This window comes from Nonomuraea sp. NPDC049758 (assembly GCF_040674635.1).
In the GTDB taxonomy this organism is placed as follows: Bacteria; Actinomycetota; Actinomycetes; order Streptosporangiales; family Streptosporangiaceae; genus Nonomuraea.
Window position 1 is genome coordinate 13,336 of sequence record NZ_JBFAMZ010000026.1, and the last position, 12,833, is coordinate 26,168.

At 74.6% G+C, this 12,833-nt stretch carries 11 protein-coding genes; 7 read left to right on the forward strand and 4 right to left on the reverse strand.

Annotated elements, in window-relative coordinates:
* Nucleotides 1-72: 72 nt before the first annotated feature.
* From AB0J46_RS44100 to AB0J46_RS44120, 5 genes are all read left to right on the forward strand, one after another.
* Nucleotides 73-663 (forward strand): XRE family transcriptional regulator, encoded by a 591-nt coding sequence (locus tag AB0J46_RS44100; protein WP_364341265.1) that lies wholly within the window; start codon nt 73-75, stop codon nt 661-663.
* Nucleotides 664-775: 112 nt separating this feature from the next.
* A complete protein-coding gene (locus AB0J46_RS44105; protein ID WP_364341267.1) occupies nt 776-1,933 on the forward strand; it encodes a glutamate--cysteine ligase in 1,158 nt (385 codons plus the stop codon).
* Nucleotides 1,934-1,964: 31 nt separating this feature from the next.
* The gene (locus AB0J46_RS44110) at nt 1,965-3,752 is read left to right on the forward strand and encodes an N-acetylglutaminylglutamine amidotransferase (protein ID WP_364341269.1); all 1,788 of its coding nucleotides are present in this window, start codon (nt 1,965-1,967) and stop codon (nt 3,750-3,752) included.
* Nucleotides 3,752-5,563, forward strand: coding sequence for a S9 family peptidase (locus tag AB0J46_RS44115; RefSeq protein ID WP_364341271.1), 1,812 nt, complete (start codon nt 3,752-3,754; stop codon nt 5,561-5,563). Before AB0J46_RS44110 ends, AB0J46_RS44115 begins: the two co-directional genes overlap by 1 nt.
* A 55-nt stretch (nt 5,564-5,618) precedes the next feature.
* Nucleotides 5,619-6,800: an amidohydrolase gene (locus tag AB0J46_RS44120; protein ID WP_364341273.1), complete on the forward strand. Its 1,182-nt coding sequence runs from the start codon at nt 5,619-5,621 to the stop codon at nt 6,798-6,800.
* 21 nt (nt 6,801-6,821) lie between these two features.
* On the opposite strand, the gene AB0J46_RS44125 is transcribed toward AB0J46_RS44120, so the two are convergent.
* Genes AB0J46_RS44125 through AB0J46_RS44135 form a run of 3 tightly spaced genes read right to left on the reverse strand, consistent with a single transcriptional unit; the run spans nt 6,822 to nt 10,998 of the window.
* On the reverse strand, nt 6,822-7,709 hold the full coding sequence (locus AB0J46_RS44125; protein WP_364341275.1) for an alpha/beta fold hydrolase: 888 nt from the start codon (nt 7,707-7,709) through the stop codon (nt 6,822-6,824).
* A gap of 3 nt (nt 7,710-7,712) precedes the next feature.
* Entirely contained in the window at nt 7,713-10,508 is a 2,796-nt protein-coding gene (locus tag AB0J46_RS44130) for a LuxR C-terminal-related transcriptional regulator (protein WP_364341277.1), read from the reverse strand.
* 52 nt (nt 10,509-10,560) lie between these two features.
* A complete protein-coding gene (locus AB0J46_RS44135; RefSeq protein ID WP_364341279.1) occupies nt 10,561-10,998 on the reverse strand; it encodes a hypothetical protein in 438 nt (145 codons plus the stop codon).
* A gap of 91 nt (nt 10,999-11,089) precedes the next feature.
* On the opposite strand from AB0J46_RS44135, the gene AB0J46_RS44140 reads away from it, so the two are divergent.
* On the forward strand, nt 11,090-11,932 hold the full coding sequence (locus tag AB0J46_RS44140) for a helix-turn-helix domain-containing protein (protein WP_364341281.1): 843 nt from the start codon (nt 11,090-11,092) through the stop codon (nt 11,930-11,932).
* Nucleotides 11,933-12,006: 74 nt separating this feature from the next.
* Complete coding sequence (locus AB0J46_RS44145) at nt 12,007-12,618, forward strand: dihydrofolate reductase family protein (protein ID WP_364341283.1); 612 nt, start codon at nt 12,007-12,009, stop codon at nt 12,616-12,618.
* Here the strand turns inward: AB0J46_RS44145 and AB0J46_RS44150 are convergent.
* On the reverse strand, nt 12,615-12,800 hold the full coding sequence (locus AB0J46_RS44150) for a hypothetical protein (RefSeq protein ID WP_352331543.1): 186 nt from the start codon (nt 12,798-12,800) through the stop codon (nt 12,615-12,617). The genes AB0J46_RS44145 and AB0J46_RS44150 overlap by 4 nt on opposite strands.
* Nucleotides 12,801-12,833 lie beyond the last annotated feature (33 nt).

Below are 12,833 nucleotides of genomic sequence, written 5' to 3' on the forward strand. Positions count from 1 at the left end.
AGTGTGGGATCAATCCGACCAGCAGCTCGCCGATCTGGCACGAAAACTTGCGGTTATGGCAAGATGGCCGTCGTGCAGGATGACATGGACGAGGTGCTGGGCGCGGTGGGGCCGCGCCTTCGAGCCCTGCGTCGTCACCGCGGCATCACCCTGGCCGAGCTCGCCACCACGACCGGCGTCTCGGAGAGCACGCTGTCCCGGCTGGAGAGCGGGCAGCGCCGGGCCACGCTGGAGCTGCTGCTGCCGCTGGCCCGCGTCTACGACGTCCCGCTCGACGACCTGGTCGGCGCCCCGCGCACCGGCGACCCCCGGATCCACCTCAAGCCGATCACCCGGTTCGGGATGACGTTCGTGCCGCTGTCCAGGCGGCCGGGCGGGGTCCACGCGTTCAAGATGATCATCCCCGCGCGGCCGGAACCGCTCGAACCGGCCCCGCAGACCCACGACGGCTTCGAATGGCTCTACGTCCTCACCGGGCGCCTGCGGCTCGTCCTCGGCGACCGCGACCTCACGCTGCCGGTCGGCGAGGCGGCCGAGTTCGACACGTCCATGCCCCACTGGCTGGGCAGCGCCGACGGCGGCACGGTCGAGCTGCTCATCCTGTTCGACCCCCAGGGCATGCGCACCCACCTCCACGCCGACCCCCACCGGCACTCTCACTGAGCATCCGACAGGCCGTATTTGCGGCCTGACCTTCATTTGTGGAGGTCAAGAGGTGCTGAAGCCCGTTTTCGGGGGAGAAGGGGGTGGCTTCGAGTGCCTAATGATGGGAGTGGTGACCGTGGAGGGGTCCGGGGGAGCGATCCGGGTCGGTGTGGAGGAGGAGTACCACATCGTCGACGCGACCACACGCCGGGTGACCGCGCGGGCGGGGGCGCTGCTGAGCGCGCTGCCCGAGGAGAGCTTCACGCACGAGCTGCAGCGGTCGATGGTCGAGGCCAACAGCGCGCCGTTCCTGGCCCTGGACGACCTGGCCCGCGACGTGTGCCGCCTGCGCCGCAAGCTGATCTCCGCCGCCGACGAGCTGGGGCTGGGGATCGCGGCGGTCGGCACGCCGCAGCTGGCCGACCTCGACGAGGTGAAGGTCTTCCCCGACCAGCGATACGAGAAGATGCTCAGCGACTTCCAGGTGCTGACCCGTGAGCAGCTCATCTGCGGCACGCACGTGCACGCGGAGGTGCCCGACCCGGACCTGGCGGTCGCGGTGGCGCACCGGCTGACGCCCTGGGTGGCGCCGTTGCTGGCACTCAGCGCCAGCTCGCCGTTCTGGGACGGCGCCGACACCGGCTACGCCAGCTATCGCACGCTGGTCTGGCAGCGGTGGCCGACGACGGGGCCGATCGGCAAGTTCGGCTCGGCGGCCGAGTACCAGGAGATGGTGCGGGGGCTGATCCGGTCCGGGGTGATCAGCGACGCGGGGATGCTCTATTTCGACGTCCGGCCCTCGCAACATGTGCCGACGGTGGAGCTGCGCATCTGTGACGCCTGTCCCCGGGTGGAGGACGTCGTGCTGATCGCCGGGCTGTTCCGGGCGCTGGTGGCCAGGGAGGTGGCCGCGGCGCGCCGCGGCCCCGGGCCGGAGGTGCAGGTGGAGGCGGCGCGCGCGGCGACCTGGCAGGCGGCCCGGTGGGGGCTGGAGGGCGACCTGGTCGATCCGGTGGAGGGCGTGCCGCGCCCGGCCAAGGAGGTGGTCGAGGACCTGGTGACGGGCCTGCGCCCGCAACTGGAGGCGGCCGGGGACTGGGAGCTGGTGACCGGGCTGACCCGGCAGGTCCTGCAGACGGGCACGTCGGCGGCCCGCCAGCGGGCGGCGTACGCCGAGCGGGGCAGCCTGGCGGACGTGGTCGACCTGGTGCTCAGCGAGACCCGCGCGTGCGAGTGGGACCGGCCGACGGGCGACCACGACCTCCCTTCGTGCCGGCCGGCGGCCTGATGGCCGGCCTCGGCGAGACGGGGGTGGCGGCATGTGCGGGCTGAGCGGTGAGCTCAGGTTCGACGGCGCGGAGGCCGACATCGGCGCGGTGGGCCGGATGACCGACGCGATGCACGACCGCGGGCCGGACGGCTCCGGCCTGTGGGCGCAGGGGGCCGTCGCGATGGGCCACCGGCGGCTCAAGATCATCGATCTGTCGGAGAAGGCGGCCCAGCCGATGGTGGACGCCGGGCTCGGCCTGGCGGTGGTGTTCAACGGCTGCCTGTACAACTACCGCGAGCTGCGCGAGGAGTTGCGCGGCGCGGGCTACCGGTTCTACTCCACCTCCGACACCGAGGTGCTGCTCAAGGCGTACCACCGGTGGGGCGCCGACTGCGTCGGCCACTTCAAGGGCATGTTCGCCTTCGCGATCCACGAGCGGGACAGCGGCCGGCTCGTGCTCGGCCGCGACCGGCTCGGCATCAAACCCATGTACGTCAGCCACGACGCCCGCCGCCTGCGCTTCGCCTCGACGCTGCCCGCCCTGGCCGCGGGCGGCGGCCTGGACACCGGCATCGACCGGGAGGCGCTGCACCACTACATGACCTTCCACTCGCTCGTGCCCGGCGAGCGCACGATCCTCGCGGGCGTGCGCAAGCTGCCGGCGGCCACCGTGCGGGTCGTCGAGGCGGACGGCACGAGCACCGACCACCGCTACTGGGACCCGCCCTACACCCGCTCCGCGATGCCCGAGCACGCGGGGCTCAGCGAGCAGGAGTGGCGCCGGGCCACCCTGGACGCCCTGCGCACGGCGGTGCGCCGCCGGATGGTCGCCGACGTGCCGGTCGGCGTGCTGCTCTCCGGCGGCCTGGACTCCAGCCTCATCGTGGCGCTGCTGGCCGAGGAGGGGCAGAGCGGCCTGACCACGTTCAGCATCGGCTTCGAGGCGGCCGGCGGCGAGCAGGGGGACGAGTTCGCCTACTCCGACCTGGTCGCCGCCCGGTTCGGCACCGACCACCACCGCATCCGGATCCCCGGCGACCGCCTGCTGGACGGGCTGGAACGCGCGGTGGGCGCCATGAGCGAGCCGATGGCCAGCCATGACTGCGTCGCCTTCTACCTGCTGTCGCAGGAGGTCGCCCGGCACGTGAAGGTCGTTCAGTCGGGCCAGGGCGCCGACGAGGTGTTCGCCGGTTACAGCTGGTTCCCGCCGCTGGCGGACGCGCCGCGCGAGCGGGCGGCCGAGGTCTACTGCAGGGAGTTCGCCGACCGCCCGCACCAGGAGCTGTCCGGCGTCCTGGCCCCCGGCTACCTGCTGGACCGGGACGTCAGCGGCGACTTCGTCCGGGAGCACGTGGCGCGGCCGGGCGCCGACACCGCCCTCGACGCCGTGCTCCGCCTGGAGACCACGGCCATGCTGATCGACGACCCGGTCAAACGCGTCGACAACATGACCATGGCCCACGGGCTGGAGGCCCGCACGCCGTTCCTCGACCACGACCTGGTCGAGCTGGCCGCCGCCTGCCCCGACGGGCTCAAACTGGCCCACGGCGGCAAGGGCGTGCTCAAGGACGCCGCCCGCCGGCTGCTGCCCGCGCAGATCGTCGACCGGCCGAAGGGCTACTTCCCGGTGCCCGCCGTCCGGCACGTCGAAGGGCCGCTGCTCGACCTCGTGCGGGACGCCCTCACCAGCGGGGCCGCCCGCGCGCGGGGCCTGTTCCGTCCGGAGTTCGTGCGGCGGCTGCTGGCCGACCCCGAGTCCGACAGGGCGACGACCGGCGTCAACACGCTGTGGCAGATCGGCCTGCTGGAACTGTGGCTCCAGGCCCACCAGATGTGATGCCGGACATCCTCGGCGACCTGTCGCACCTGCCGTCGGCCGCCGCGCTGCGCGCCTGGAGCTGCCGCCGGCCCGCGCTGGCGCCCGACAACAGCGCCGTGGCCTTCGTCGGCGACCAGGACGGCGTGCCCCGGGTGTGGGTCCAGCCGCTCGGCGCGGATCTGGACGCCTGGCCGGTCGACACTGGCCACCACCCGGTCGTGGACGTGAGCTGGGGGCCCACGGGGGAGCACCTGGCGGTCCTGGTGGCGCCGGACGGCGGCGAGCACACGCAGGTGTGGACCGTGCGCCCGCACGGCGGCGAGCTGCGGCCGCTCGCCGTCCCGCCGCACGGGTCGGCCGCGCTCGTCCGCTGGACCGGCCGGGGCGAGTCGGTCCTGGTGGCCGAGACCTCCGCCGCCGGCCTGACCCGGGCCGAGCTGGCCGACGCCGTCACCGGCGCGCGGCAGGTCATCGCCGCAGGCGAGCTGCTGTGGCCGGCCGCGGTCAGCCGCGACCACGCGCGCATGCTGCTCCGGCGCGGGCCGCGCGGCCTGCGCCGGATGTACGCGGCCGACGCCGTCCCGGGTCACCCGCCGGGCGGCGAGCGCGACCTGCTGCCCGGGCTGCCCGGCTCGACCGACCAGGGGGTCCTGTCGCCCGACGGCGAGATCGCCTACCTGGTGTCGGACGCCGGTCGCGACCGGGCCGCGCTGCTGGCGGTGCGGCGCAACGCCTATCCCGTCGTGCTGGCCGAGCGGCCGCACGCCGAGCTGGACCGGTTCGCGCTCAGCGCCGACGGCCGCCGCGGCGTCCTGCTGTGGAACGAGCACGGCCGCTCGGCGCTGGACGTCGTGGAGCTGCCCGCCGTGCACGTCAGGCCGCTTCCGCCGCCGCCCGCCGACGTGGTCACCTCGGTCCGCGTCGCCTGGGACGGCCGCACGGCGGTGCTCGCCGCCGAGAGCCCCGAGGAGCCCTCGCACGTGCTGCTGTGCGACCTGACCTCCGGGACGTACCGGTACGCCGCCGGGGCCGGGCGGCTCCCGGTCGCGACCGGCGCCGAGCTGCTGCGCTTCCCGGCCCGCGACGGGCTGGAGCTGGCCGCCTGGCTCTACCGTCCGGCGCACGTCCACGGGCCCGCGCCGTTCGTGGTGTCGCTGCACGGAGGGCCGGAGGATCAGGAACGCCCCACCTTCAACCCGCTCTACCAGAACCTCCTGGCCGCCGGGATCGGGGTGCTGGCGCCCAACGTGCGCGGTTCGGGCGGGTACGGGCGGGCCTTTCGCCAGGCCGACGACCTGGCGCTGCGCTTCCGCGCGGTCGAGGACGTCGCCGACTGCGCCGCCGAGCTGCTGCGGACGGGCGCGGCGGACCCGTCCAGGCTGGCCTGCATGGGCTGGTCGTACGGCGGCTACCTGACCCTGGCCGCCCTCGTCAGCCATCCCCGCCTCTTCCGCGCGGGCGTGAACATGAGCGGAATCGCCGACTTCGAGACCTTCTACGCCCGTACCGAACCGTGGATCGCCGCAGCGGCGGTGTCCGAGTACGGGCATCCGGAGGCGGACCGCGACCTGCTGCACGCCCTGTCCCCGCTGCGCGCCTTCGACCGGCTGGCCGCCCCGCTCCTGGTCGTGCACGGGACGCAGGACACCAACGTGCCGGTGCACGAGGCCCGGCAGGCGTTCGGGGCGGCCCGCGCCCGCGGGGTGCCCTGCGACCTGCTGCTCTTCGAGGACGAAGGCCACGAGTTCCGCAACCGCGCCAACCGCATCAGCCTCGTCTCCAAGGTGCTGAACTGGCTCGACGAGCACCTGCGGCCCTCCCCGCATTGATCGGGCGGCCGGACGCGTCCATCATGGTGCTCCACCGGCACGGAAGGACCCGCTCGTGACCGACCTCGACTCCCGGCTGCGCGCCTGGCGGCACGACCTGCACCGGCGGCCCGAGCCGGCCTTCGCCGAGCACGCGACGAGCGCCTACCTGGCCGAGGCGCTGGAGGCGGCGGGCCTCGACGTCGTCACCGGCGTCGGCGGCACCGGCGTCGTCGCCTCCCTGACCAGGGGCGGCACCGGCCGGGCGGTCGGGCTGCGGGCCGACATGGACTGCCTGCCGCTGGACGAGCCCGGCACGCGCGCCCACGTCTCCCGCAACCCCGGCTTCATGCACGCCTGCGGCCACGACGGGCACATGGCGATGCTGCTCGGCGCCGCCGCCGTCCTGGCCGCCGAGGGCGGCTTCGAGGGAACCGTCCGGTTCGTCTTCCAGCCCGCCGAGGAACCCGGCCGCGGCGCGCGGGCCATGCTCGACGACGGCCTGCTCGTCCGCTTCCCCGTCCAGGCCATGTACGGGCTGCACAACTGGCCCGGCGTCCCCGCCGGCCACTTCCTGACCCGCGCCGGGAGCATCATGGCCGGCGAGGACAACTTCGAGATCCGCATCCGGGGCCGTGGCGGGCACGCCGCCCGCCCGCACATGGTCGTCGACCCCATCGTGGTGGGCGCGGAGATCGTCCTGGCCCTGCAGACGGTCGTCGCCCGCAACGTCGACCCCGCGCTGCCCGCCGTGGTGTCCTGCACCGACATCAGCACCGACGGCGCGCGCAACGCCATCCCCGGCGAGGTCGTCATCAGAGGGGACACCCGCAGCTTCGACCCCGGCGTCGCACGGCTTCTGGAAGACCGGGTCCGGCGGCTCTGCGAGGGCATCGGCGCCGCCCACGGCGCGACGTACGCCGTCACCTACACCCACGAGTTCGCGCCCACCGTCAACGACCCCGCCTGCGTCGCCGCGGCGGTCGAGGCGGCCGTCGCGGTCGCCGGCGAGGACGGCGTCGACCCCGACTGCGCGCCCGTCATGCCGAGCGAGGACTTCGGCGTGTTCGCCGGGGCCGTACCGGCCTGCTTCGCCTTCCTCGGCAACGGCACCGAACCCGGCCGGGGCGGCGACCCGCTGCACAGCAGGGAGTACGACTTCAACGACGCCGTCCTGCGGACGGGGACGGACTTCTACGTCACGCTGGCGCGCCGCGCCCTGCCCGCCGGCGCTCCCCCGGAGACCCCCACCCGCTGAGCCCGGTCGGCCGCACGCCGGTCAGTGGTCGCGAGGGGACGTGTGCGCGAGGACGGCGGTGGCCAGTTCCTCGTGCACCTCCGGCGGCAGCGTGTGCCCCAGGCCCTCCACCATCATCAGCCGCGCCCCCGGCACCTGCTCGGCGATGAGCGCGCCGTGACCCGGCTTGGCCGGCTCGTGGGTGCCCTCGATCACCAGCGTCGGCGCCTTGACCTGGTGCAGCACGCCCACCGGCTCGAAATCGGGCTTGGCGCCCGCCGCCAGCCGATGGTTGACCGTCGCCGACAGGTCGCGTGCCCGGTCGTAGATGCGCTCCTGCAACCGGCGCGCCGCGTCCTCGTCGAACGGCAGCCCGGGCCCGTGCAGCAGACGCTGCTCGGCGATCATGCCCTCGATCGCCGCCCGCCGGTCCTGCGGCGGCGGCGACGCGATCAGGGCCTGGTAGAAGGCCACGAACTCCGGCAGCGGCACCGGCAGGCTGCCCTCCGGCTGCGGCTGCCCCAGCAGCGCCCGCATGATGACCTGCCCCTCGCCGCCGCCCAGCGGCGAGGAGCCGATGACCGTCAGCGACCGCACCCGCTCCGGCCGCTCCACCGCGACGAACTGCCCCAGCAACCCGCCCGCCGAGTGACAGACCAGATGCGCGCTGTCCAGGCCGTGCGCGTCCATCACCCGGTAGACGTCGTCCTTGATGTCTTCCCACGTGTACGGGTGCGCCGCGAAGTCGACCGTGTCCGACATGCCGGTGTCACGGTGGTCGTACCGGATCACCCGGCGGCCGCCCGCGGTCAGCAGCCCGACGAACTCGTCCGGCCACAGGACGCCCTGCGACATCGAACCCATGATCAGCAGGATCGGCTCGTCGGTGGCGGCGCCGAACTCTTCACTCCAGATGTTCACGTTTTGCATGCCTCACAGCTTGCCCGGCCCGGCTACGGGCGCCTTCTGTAGAACTACTAGCCGCGCCAGGTCAGTACGGGAGCCGATGCCCAGCTTCGGATAGATCTTGTACAGGTGGTACTCGACCGTCCGCGGGCTCAGGAAGAGCTGGGCGGCGATCTGCTTGCTCGACAACCCGTCGGCGACCAGGCCCGCGATGCGCAACTCCTGCGGGGTCAGCGCGTCGAGCACGGCTGCGGCCGGCGCCTGCCCGCTCTCGCCCGCGGCCCGCAGCTCCTCCTGCGCGCGCCGCGCCCACGGCCGCGCGCCCGCCCGTTCGAACGTCTCCCACGCCATCCGCAGATGCGCCCGCGCCTCGCCCGGACGTTGCCCCCGGCGCAACCGCTCGCCCAGCAGCAGGGCCGTCCTGGCCGCCTCGAAGGGGTTGGTGTGCAGCCGCAGCGCCTCGTCGAAGGCGTCCTCGCGCGATTCGGCCAGGCCGCGGCAGCGTGCCAGCAGCGCGCGTGACTCCGGCGTCGTCGCGTGCCGCGACCCCCGTTCGTACGCCTCCAGCGCCGCCCGCGCGCCCGCCTCGTCGCCCGCTCCGACGGCGGCCTCGACGCGGTCGGGGGTCGTCCGCCAGACGACCGCCGGATGCCCGGTGCCCGGCCCGGCCGCGGCGATGGCCGCGAACCGGTCGCGCGCCGCCGCGTGCCGGCCCAGGCACAGGTCGAGCATCGCCCGCGCGTACGCCGCCACCCCCGCGCGCAGCCCCACCCGATGGGGGACGGCGATGGCCAGCGCCGCGCGGGCCTGCCGCTCGCAGTCCTCCTCCTCGCCGCGCAGCGCCGCCACCACCGCCAGGTTGGCCAGGTGCGCGGCCACCGTGTTCTCGTAACCGGCCTCGCGGGCCAGCTCCAGGCCCTCCTCCGAGAGGGCCTCGCTGCGCGCCAGCCGCCCGGCCAGCCGTTCGGCGGTCGCCACGAACTCCAGCACGACCGGCAACTGCCCCGCCATGCCCGACACCCTGGCCACCTGCCCGGCCCGGTCGCTCAGCTCGGCGGCCAGGTCCGTCTCGCCGAGCTGGCTGGCCGCGGCCGCCGCCCACAGGTGGCCCGCCGGGTCCTCCAGCTCACCGGCCCGCGCCAGCGCCCGGCGCAGCAGTCCGGGCCCGGCGGCGTCGCCGCCCAGGGTCAGGCCGATGCCGGCCACCGTGTCCCGCAGGAAACCCTCCGGGTGCGCGGCGGCCCGACGGCCGAGCTCGACGATCATCGCGGTGTCGCCGACGTACGCGGCCGCCTCGGAGGCGTCGGCCAGCATGTCCAGGCTGTCGCCCGCCGCCAGGATCCGCACGGCCTCGGCGGCGTTGCCCGAGTTCAGCTCGAACCGGCCGCGGAGCTGGGCGATCTCCATGGTCACGGCGACGTCGCCGCCGGCCCGTTCGCGCGCCTCGGCCAGCAGCGACTCCGCCTGGCCGGGACGGCCGCCGAGCCAGGCCGCGACGGCGGCGTCCTTCAGCCGGACGGCCCGTTCGCGCGGCTCGGGGGTCAGCTCGGCGGCTCTGGCCAGGGCGGTGGCGGCGGCGCCGTACCCGCCGCGGTCGCGGGCCCGGCCGGCGGCGGCCACCAGCGCGGCGGCGACCTCCTCGTCCTGGCCCAGGGCGGCTCCGGCCAGGTGCCAGGCGCGGCGGTCGTCGGCGGTCAGTCCCGCCAGGACGGCGTGCACCCGGCGCACCTCGGCCGGAGCGGCCGCCTCGTGCACCGCCGAACGGATCAGCGGGTGACGGAAGCGCACGCCGGTGCCCGACACCTCCGCCAGCCCGCCCTCCTCCAGCTCGGCCAACGCCGCCCGCCCGGCCTCCGCCTCAGACTTCGCCTCCGCCTCAGATTTCGCCTCCGTGGAGGCCGATGCCGCCCGCTCCGCCCCAGCCTCCGTGGAGGCCGGGTGGCCGTCATGCGTGCCGGGCCGATCCGCGCGTTCGGCGAGGAGCCGGCCGGCGGCGCGCAGGACCACGTCGAGGTCGCCCTCCACGGCGGCGACCAGGGCGGCCAGCCGGGCGGCGGCGGACAACGCGGCCACCCGGTCGCCGAACAGCCGGGCGCCGCCGGGCAGCGGGTCGGGCAGCGGTTCGCGTCCGGCGAGCTGGGCGGGCGTCAGGCGGGCGGCGATCTCGCGCAGGGCGAGCGGATTCGCGCCGGTCAGCGTGACGAGCTCGCGCCGCACCTGGACGGGCAGCGCGCCGTGGCGGGACGCCAGCAGCTCGTCCGCGGCGCTCTCGGCCAGGCCGCGCACCTCCACCGTCAGCGGCACGCCCTTGACCGCGGCGTCCCCGCGGACCGCGAGCAGCATCGCGACGCGTTCGGTCGCGAGCCGCCTGGCGGCGAACAGCAGCGCGTCGGCCGAGGCCCGGTCGACCCACTGGAAGTCGTCCACCACGCAGACCAGCCCGTCCGGCGCGGCGGCCTCGACCAGCAGCGAGAGCACGCCGGCCGCCAGCAGGAACCGGTCACCGGCGCCCCCGGCCGCCAGCCCCAGGGCCGCGCGGACGGCGAGGCGCTGCGGCTCGGGCAGCGCGTCGAGCGTGCCGGGCGAACCGGCCACCGGCCACAGAAGCTGGTGCAGCGCCGCGAACGCCAGGTCGGACTCCGACTCGACGCCGGTGAGCCGCAACACCCGCATCGCGCCGCCGCGCGCGGCCGCCGCGTCGAGCAGGGCCGTCTTGCCCGCCCCCGCCTCGCCGCGCAACACCACCGCGCCGCCGGCGCCGTCGCGGGCGCGCGCGATCACCTCGTCGAGAACGCTGATTTCCGCAGATCTGCCGTAGAGCACAAGCCCCTACCTTAGGCGCGCGGCCCGGCCCGCCGAGCCCCGGAGGCCGTCCCTACGTGGGCAGCCACGCAGGCCACCAGGGCAGGACGCAGTCGCCGGTGGTGCCCTGGGTGGCCAGGTCGTACAGGGTCAGCGCGACCGGCCCGGCGAGCGTGACGGCGAGGGCTAGCACCGTCAGGAGGAGCTGCGGCCACAGCCGCCGGGCGGCCCACGGCAGCCGCGCGAGCAACTGGACCGGCAGGGAGAGCAGCGCCGACCCGGCCGACACGGCCGGGAAGAGCACGAACCTGCTCAGCACCCAGACGGTGCCGGCGAAGCCCTCACCCGCGCTCAGGTCACCCTCGCAGTAGACGTGCGCGTGCGCCACCAAGGAGACCTCGTACCAGGTGCCCGCGGTCGCGCACGCGATCGCGGCGACGGCCGGGAACGCGCAGCCGAAGGCCCAGCGAACGTCCCCTGGCCCGGACGAGGGCCTGCTCCGATCGGTCACGCCGACATCGAAGCAGACCGGTATGCGGCCGATGCGCACCCGAGGTGAAGATTCGATGCAGGGGCACGATCACCTCGGTCACACTGGTCCCATGCAATACGTCGGACGGGTGCCCGCCCCGCCGCTCGACCGGTTCATCGACGACATCTACTGCCTGACCGGGGTGCCGCGGCACCGGCTGATGAACGTCCCGCCGATGCCGTCGGGACACCTGTTCGTCAACCTGGGCGACCCCGCCCGCCTGTGGGACTCCGACCCTTCCGTGCCGCCGGCCGTGTTCGCCGACGGCTGGTTCATGGGGATGTGGACCAGGCGGTTCCACTACGAGTACCCCGCCCGGGTGCGGCTGGTCGGGGTGCACTTCAAGCCGTGGGGGATGACGCCGTTCGTCGGCGTGCCGGCGGGCGAGCTGCGCGACCGGTGGGTGCCGGCCGACGCCCTCTGGCAGCGGTCCCTGGACCGGATCCGGGACCGGGCCGGCGACCTCGCCTCGGCCGCCGGCGTCCTGCGGGTGGTGGAGGAGGAGCTGCGGGCGCGGTTCGCGGGGACGGCGTCGCGCAACCTCGACCTGGTCCGGCACGCGGGCGGCCGCCTGGCGGCCACGTACGGCGCGGTCCCGGTCGGCGCGCTGGCCGACGCCGCCGGGGTGAGCGGCAACCACCTGGCCGCGCAGTTCAAGTCCCATGTCGGCGTCACTCCGAAGCGGGTGGCCCGGATCTACCGTTTCGCCCGGCTGATCCTGTCCGTGGAAGCGTCGCGCCCGGTCGACTGGACGGCGCTCGCTCACACGGCGGGCTACTTCGACCAGGCCCACTTCAGCAGGGAGTTCAAGGACTTCACCGGCCACACCCCGACCGGGTACCTGGCCCTGCGGCGCCGGCTCCCCGCAGAGCCGGGCTTCCCGCCGGACGACGGCCCGATGCCCGCCGATTGATTTTCTACAAGCCCGGCAGCCCTACGAGGCGGCAGGATCGCAGGCGTACTTCTGACGAGGACCGAGGAGACCCTGTGGGCGCAGTGATCATGAACAGCGCGGTGTCGGTGGACGGCTTCATCGCCGACGGCAACGACGACGTCGGCCCCCTGCACGACTGGTACTGGAACGGCGACACCCCGCTCACGCCGGGCGACGACCAGGACTACGACCATTCCGGCGCCGGCGGCCGCTTCAGGGTCTCCAAGGCGTCGGCGGAGTACGTCCGGCCGATCTGGGAGTCGGTCGGCGTGATCATCATGGGCCGCACCCTGTTCGACCTGGTGAACGGCTGGGAGGGACGGCCGCCCGCGGGGGAGCACGTGGTCGTGGTGTCCCACCGGCCCAAGCCCGAGGGCTGGCACCCCGAGGCGTCCTACCATTTCGCCGCCGACGTGACGGCCGCCGTCGCCCGGGCCCAGGAGCTGGCCGGGGACCGGGTCGTCAGCGTGAACGCCGGCGACGTCGGCGGCCAGCTGCTCGCGGCCGGGCTGGTGGACGAGGTGGCGATGGACGTCGTGCCGGTGGTGTTCGGCTCGGGCAAGCCCTACTTCGGCCGCGTCGCCGGGCAGCACCTCCTGGCGGACCCGCACGTGGTCGTCCAGGGCGAGGGGGTGCTGCACCTGCGGTACAAGGTGCGCCGCTAGTCGCGGCCGACGATCCGTGCGAGGTCCCGACGGAACGCCGACCCGTCCAGCGACGGGTGGCTCATCCGCCGGTCGGCCAGGATCTGCTCGACGTGGTCGAAGCAGAGGGCGTAACCCCGCATGATCGTGTACGCCTCGGTGGAGCGTTTCTGCTGCAGGCAGGCCAGGCAGTAGAGGGTCATGCCCCGACGGTAGCCAACGAACGCGGGCATGGG

Bases quoted from the DNA above. Each gene is read 5' to 3' on its own strand.
- AB0J46_RS44125 (WP_364341275.1), bottom strand. From the start codon at position 7,709: ATGCAAAACGTGAACATCTGGAGTGAAGAGTTCGGCGCCGCCACCGAC.
- AB0J46_RS44150 (WP_352331543.1), bottom strand. From the start codon at position 12,800: ATGACCCTCTACTGCCTGGCCTGCCTGCAGCAGAAACGCTCCACCGAG.
- AB0J46_RS44115 (WP_364341271.1), top strand. From the start codon at position 3,752: ATGCCGGACATCCTCGGCGACCTGTCGCACCTGCCGTCGGCCGCCGCG.
- AB0J46_RS44110 (WP_364341269.1), top strand. From the start codon at position 1,965: ATGTGCGGGCTGAGCGGTGAGCTCAGGTTCGACGGCGCGGAGGCCGAC.
- AB0J46_RS44140 (WP_364341281.1), top strand. From the start codon at position 11,090: ATGCAATACGTCGGACGGGTGCCCGCCCCGCCGCTCGACCGGTTCATC.